A 6,331-nucleotide genomic window follows, 5' to 3' on the forward strand; every position below is an offset into this window, starting at 1 on the left:
TAGTTTTTATTGACTATGATTATTATCTCTAGGATTTAGGTGTCTGACTTTGTTATTTTTAGGTAAATGTTTTATCTGATTTTTGTAAAGTGGTGTTAAAAAGTTAAAAACTAAATTTATTCTGATAAAACAACTCTACTCTTTTCTTATTCTATTTAGTTTTTATAGTAAGCTAAATAATACTATTGCTAATACAAGAGTAAGACTGAAGTGAATAATCATGAAATAATGTACCCAATCTTTACTTCCGCCTATTATTGCTTTAAATCCAAATCCTATAACTGGAAGATTTACAATCACAATTAACTTTAAGAAGTATATTCACTTAAGACCTCCTTAACTGTATTGGTAAAATTAAATTCAATATTTTACAATAATATATCAATATTTTCATATTTAAATGAGATTAACTACTGCTTATGTTTCATTAATCATTGAAAGTATAATATATCTTATCTCTATAATCTTTCCATTCAAATTCAGATAATTTATAGTTCCAATGTCTGTATAACGGTATTATTATCCTACCAAGTTTATTTTCTTCTGGCATAATAAACTCTGCTTTCTCATAATTACTTTTATAATCTTTCCCTTTCTTAACATCATAGCACAATACATCTCGAATTTTTCCGGCAGTAATGAAAACAGGAATAGATTTATCAAATAGAGAGTCTAACTCTTTACGTAGACAAGGTACCCATAACTCTGCAATCTCTGACCACTTATCATTTTCAGTCGTTTCATACTTAAAATAATTCTTACATAAATTTTGTACATATAACTGTTCTAGCTTTAATCCAACCTCTTTCAAATTCCCCAATGTCATCCTGAAATATTTAGAATCCTCTTTCTCTTCTAAACCAAATACATACTCAAGTTCTTCATTATTATTACTTGGGTCTGCACCAAGAACAACTGCTTTTACCTTATTTATATCATAATGATATTCTTTGGGATAAGGTTTCAAATCTAAACAATATTCTTTATAAACCTCATGATTTAATAAATAATCTAAAATTTCAACTTCATCAATTATTGTAGCCAAATAAATCACCCTTTCTATTAGTTAAATTATTCTTTTAAATATCTAAAAATAAACTACTTTCTATTTACACCTTCATAATTTAATAATGTATCTGTAAATATATCACTTGCCAATCCTATTAATAAATACTCTAAAAAAGTAAGGGATGTCTGACCAAATTCCTCCCATGGACCTATATCTTCTTTTCTCCATGCTCTAATCCAAAAATAGGTTTCTTCTCTTAACTTAGGAGTTATAGAATTGACCTCTTCAAATAACCTATCTCCCCACTCCTTATATTTACGATTCTTCTTTTTATCAGAATGACCAGGTAACACAATTGCACTTAAGTCCCCTATATGATAAGCATAATTATACCCCCATCTACAGAACTTTCCTCTATTTCTTTCTATATTAGCTATATTAATAGATAAATTACCGCCCTTTCTTCCATACTTTTCTGATTTTCCTATATAAAGTGGTATTACTCCATTATCTCTTTTCCAATACATCATATATATTAAGCCTTCATAATCTTCCTTTCCAGAATTGAAATCATCAATTACTTTATTAACCTCTGAAATAACTAGATTTTCCATCTCTTCATTACGTTTTAATATCTTCCTAACCTTTTTACCATAATCAAAGCTATTTACAAATAAACCATCTGTTTCAAATAAAGGAACTCCCTTCTCTAAAACATTATACTCTTTACAAAAATCATTCCAAATCTTTATTTTATCCATATTAAGACCTCCATTACTTATCTTTACGATACTTATACAAAATGTCTAATAATAAATTTGGATTTTGATATATATCTTCAAAAACTATCTTTCCTTGCTTCTCTATCTCTTTTGCAAGTAGATTAAATAAGTAACCTTTAAGCCCAACCAATCCATAACCAAAAGAAGATGCATCATCTTGTCCAACTTCTAAAAAGTAATACGGTTTCTCATTAGGAATCTTCTTACTACTACTTTTACTAGCCAAAAATATCAACCTTTTCTTTTTACTTATATTACTTAGTGGCAGCTGTAAGGAACGCAAATACCTATCTCCTAGCAAAAAAATTATTAAATCATAATCTTTAATTACTATTTCCAAATTCCTTTTTATGTTCAGAAAACTAGACCATTCATCTATTTCTTTACTCTTCATAGAATTGAAAGTTACTTCATAAGGTACAATCTTCTTAGCTTCATCAATCAAACCATACCCTGCTGAAATTATTTTTAAATCTACTATACAATTACCATATTTAGCCCTTAAAGAGGACAGACCTTTCACAAGTTGAATATGCTGCATACCTTTATACATTTCTATAGCCGGCAAAGACTTTTTAGATAATTCTTTTTCCCTCTTCTCCAATACTACAGAATCTAAAAAATCCTCTTTTAATAACTTATATTTAGAGTTAACTGCTTTTTTAGAGGTACATGATGAAACTACAAGTATATTCAAAATATCACTCCTAATTATTTGTATAAGATTAAAATTAATTTAATTCCTTTAATAAATTAACTATATTATAATTCTTATAACTTTCAGCAATTTCTATTGCCCTGAAACCAAGGTCATTTTTAGCTTTGATGTCTGCTCCTAATTCTAATAGTTTCTTGACTAGCTCATATTCACCAAATTCACAAGCTAACATAAGTGGAGTATTATTATAGCTATTTGTATCATTTATCAATTCTTGATCTGCTACTTCTAATATACTGTTAATTATTTGCATAATTTTATCCTTATCCTCGCAATTATCAACTACAGAAGTAGGTAAAGGTAGATTTATAACAAGAGGAATAGGTCTTAAGTTTAAAATAGCAAAATATAAAGCACTGGACTTATAGGTTGATAGAGCATATATACAGTTATTATAATAGCCCAGTATATTTTCAACTGTACCTTGACTTGCTATAAATGATAATGGATAATCATAGTTAAACCCAATCTTTTGATGAACATCTACACCTTTATCAATTAATCTTTGTACAGTGTCAACTAAGCCATATTGAATTGCTAAACTTAAAATACTATTACTCTTCTTTTTAGTAACTACATTAATGGTTTCCTTGTTAAGAAAACTATCCTGGAATAGTAATTCAAATATATTAAAATACTTATTCTGCAATGCCATAATAAGAGCTGTAGAGCTATCTTCAAATCTATCTGCAAGTTCATTCTGTCTATAGATCTCATTTACATCAGCTCCTAGTTCAAGCCACTTTCTAACCTCATCTTCATTCCCAAATAAAGAGTTCATCATCAGTGGTGTCATTTTTTTAGTACCAGTTCCTTTTTTACTTTGATTGGCATGTCCAAATTTCTTAGATTCCCAATCATCTATGTCTATAATAATATTATCCCTTTGACCTTCTTTAAGTGATTTCATCTTATCCTTGCTAACACTTTTAAAATAATATTTAGGAGCAAAATAGTTTAAAAACATCTTTTTATAGTCCCTAATAATATAACTTTCAACATCTTTAAGATAAAGCTTATAATACCCCTGCTCTATACCTTGCCTATAGAATTTTTTAAATAAGTTCCATTTTTCCTCATAAGCTGCTAATAGAAGTCCTTCTATTATGATATATTTTTGATATCTACCACCTCTATACAAAACAGTCTTAAAATCCTTTTTATAATACTTTAATCCCTCTTTAAAATCACCTAACTGTATTTTGTATCTCCCATAATACAAATCAACTTGATAGTCATAAACTTTATTATAAAGTTTATTTCCTCTAAGTTCATCGAATAACCTCTCTAAAATCTTCTCTTCATCTTTTTCTTTCTCTCTTCTGTGATTAGCTAATATGTCTAAAATATCTAACCCAGATAAAAACATCTCTCTTTTAACATTGAGTTTCTTTAATTTATCTCTAATATTTAAAGCTTTTATTATGTTAGATTCTCTTAAAGCTCGATCAAATTCTTCTTTTATATTTTTGATTTTATCATATTCCTTATCTTCATAACCCAGATGAAACAATAAATTATTTATTATATCTAAAGTTTCTTTAGTTACAAATCTTGCTCCTATATTATGTTGTTGGTTATTTATTTTATTTAAAGTATCAATATAATTACCTATAAAAAGATCAACTAATTCAAATGTCTTATCTTTACCAAAGTAGCTAATACTTTTTTTAAAACAATATTGAATTAATCTTGCCCAGTAAAATCTTCTTTTTAATACATCTTCATTAAAACCCCCATATCTACTTAGGAACAATTCATAATCCACTTCACTATAAGTGTATTCTATTCCCTTAAGTAAATCTGCAACACTAACTTCACTTAAAATTAATTGTCTAGATAGTTCTTTTAAACTTAATTTATTCTTTTTTACAAAATCATTTATTTCTTTTAACTTATTGTCTTTATCTCTAATATTAGTAATGACTAAACCTTTTGTATTATTAAATTTTATCTTACTTAAAGATTCTATATTATCTGTATTAGGTATAATATCTTGATTTACCCATTTATTAATTTCAGCTTTAGCAGAATCTAAATCAATAGAGTCTTTTTTTATAAAATTTTTTTCTTCTTTGAAATTCTTTTTTAGCTCTTCCCAAGTTTCAAACCCAGCTATTTCTTTCCACCAATTAAATAATCTATTAATTGGATATGATATTTTATCTTTTGATCTTGCTGGTAAAAACCAGATATCCTCTTTAAAAGCAACAATATTTATACTTGTTAATTTTTCTAATTCAGCCGCCTTTACACCCATTATTCTGATGAAAAATTCAGAGAAAACTGTCCATAATATATCTTCATCATTGGCATTATGTACTTCTACTTCATTTATTATACATTGATATTCTCTAATTACTTCAGTAATCTGATTATAAAAGGTATAATAGTCCTTACTGTCTTTTTCAAAGAATAAAAGTAAAATCTTATCTACTAATATCTCAAGTATCTCTTTTTTAACGCCTGTTGTTCTACCTATACCTTTTTTCCAATCTGATATATCTTTTGAAATGGCATCTATATCTACATCTAATCCCTTAGCAATAAAGCTTATAATCTCTACAACTTTAGGGAATCTACATAATTTTTTATTCTTCATTTAATCACTCCATAACTATATTTTTAACATCAAAACCGATAAAAAAGTCAAATATAATTTTTCTAAATTTTTGTTATTCTAGTGATTCTATAATTTAAAATTATATATGATATTATATTAGTAGCAATTCTAAAAGGGGGAATTACTTATGAATAAAGCAAATGACCAAAGAGCAACTGTCAAAAATCCTACCAGTCCAGACTTTCAAGCTAATAATAATAATAAGTCTAATCAACTAAATTCTAATAATTATCGATACCAAGGAGGTGGAGAGTTGAGTATTAAAGATTTTATTAATAAGTTAGAACTTGAAGATAAGATTAATAGGACAGAGATTGCTAAGTATATTCAAAAAGAATTAAATACTGATACAGTAGATGGTATGTATTTTTTAGATGATAATGGTTATCTATATTTTAGTATAATAGCCTCAAAAGCTTTTTGGATATTTTCTTTTGCACCTTTTAATAGCCGGATTAATGAAAAAATTTCTATAGACTACTATAGATTGTCAGAAATCAGAAATGTAAAAAAGAATATTATAATAGAAAGTTCTTATTCTACAAAATCAGATGAACAGATTAAAAAATTAACAATCGATATAGTACCAGGTGAATATATAGATAGAATAACTTTATCACAAGAATTAGAAACAGTACCTTCTTCTAATCAAGACAAATTTGCTCTTAATCTGCTTAATGGGGAATGTAAAGGTATTAATTCTTTAAATAAATTTTATTATTCATTAATTAAAGCTCTTAATAATTAAAAAAGGAGGTGAAAATACATATGAATAAATCAGAGAGAGATCATCATTCAGATCAAATGAATCCCAATAATGATTCATATCAAGACAGAATAGATAACCATGCTAATCAATTGAATCCTAACAATGAAAGATACCAAGGTAAGTAATTTATAGTAAAATCAAATTTCTATAAGTCATTTTCTAAAAAGTGGCTTATAGAACTTCTTATATGAAAAGTTGACTAAAATATAAATATATATAAAATTACCTTTACTAAGAATATATTACCATAGATTTCATAAGTACACAAATGCCCCAGAAACATTTTTATAATCCATATAAAAATCAACTAATAAAATAATGAAAGGGATTGTAAAAGCAGCACAACCACCTGCTATCACAATCCCTAAGACCAACGCCCAGTTCCAGTCCTTCCAAACAAGATAGCTACAACCTGTTAGAACAGGACCCC

6 protein-coding genes are annotated in these 6,331 nt (G+C 27.0%); 2 read left to right on the forward strand and 4 right to left on the reverse strand.

What is annotated here, in order from left to right; all coding sequences use genetic code 11:
* Positions 1–427 precede the first annotated feature (427 nt).
* From BX659_RS18310 to BX659_RS18325, 4 genes are read right to left on the reverse strand one after another with little or no spacing between them, the layout of a single operon-like run.
* Positions 428–1,045 carry a hypothetical protein gene (locus tag BX659_RS18310; protein ID WP_097019665.1) on the reverse strand — a complete coding sequence of 206 codons (618 nt, stop codon included), beginning with the start codon at positions 1,043–1,045 and terminating at the stop codon, positions 428–430.
* Between the two features lie 53 nt (positions 1,046–1,098).
* Complete coding sequence (locus BX659_RS18315; protein WP_097019666.1) at positions 1,099–1,770, reverse strand: hypothetical protein; 672 nt, start codon at positions 1,768–1,770, stop codon at positions 1,099–1,101.
* Between the two features lie 13 nt (positions 1,771–1,783).
* A complete protein-coding gene (locus BX659_RS18320) occupies positions 1,784–2,488 on the reverse strand; it encodes a DUF6884 domain-containing protein (RefSeq protein WP_097019667.1) in 705 nt (234 codons plus the stop codon).
* Positions 2,489–2,522: 34 nt separating this feature from the next.
* Positions 2,523–5,111: an ankyrin repeat domain-containing protein gene (locus tag BX659_RS18325; protein WP_097019668.1), complete on the reverse strand. Its 2,589-nt coding sequence runs from the start codon at positions 5,109–5,111 to the stop codon at positions 2,523–2,525.
* Between the two features lie 148 nt (positions 5,112–5,259).
* Between BX659_RS18325 and BX659_RS18330 the strand changes: the two genes are divergently transcribed.
* Both BX659_RS18330 and BX659_RS19565 read left to right on the forward strand, forming a co-directional pair.
* Entirely contained in the window at positions 5,260–5,880 is a 621-nt protein-coding gene (locus BX659_RS18330) for a hypothetical protein (protein ID WP_097019669.1), read from the forward strand.
* A gap of 20 nt (positions 5,881–5,900) precedes the next feature.
* A complete protein-coding gene (locus tag BX659_RS19565) occupies positions 5,901–6,026 on the forward strand; it encodes a hypothetical protein (protein WP_258176163.1) in 126 nt (41 codons plus the stop codon).
* Positions 6,027–6,331 lie beyond the last annotated feature (305 nt).

Source organism: Orenia metallireducens, assembly GCF_003001995.1.
GTDB lineage: Bacteria > Bacillota > Halanaerobiia > Halobacteroidales > Halobacteroidaceae > Orenia > Orenia metallireducens_B.

Excerpts from the sequence above, each read along its gene's own strand:
- BX659_RS18315 (WP_097019666.1), bottom strand. The coding sequence starts at position 1,770 with ATGGATAAAATAAAGATTTGGAATGATTTTTGTAAAGAGTATAATGTT.
- BX659_RS18325 (WP_097019668.1), bottom strand. The coding sequence starts at position 5,111 with ATGAAGAATAAAAAATTATGTAGATTCCCTAAAGTTGTAGAGATTATA.
- BX659_RS18330 (WP_097019669.1), top strand. The coding sequence starts at position 5,260 with ATGAATAAAGCAAATGACCAAAGAGCAACTGTCAAAAATCCTACCAGT.
- BX659_RS19565 (WP_258176163.1), top strand. The coding sequence starts at position 5,901 with ATGAATAAATCAGAGAGAGATCATCATTCAGATCAAATGAATCCCAAT.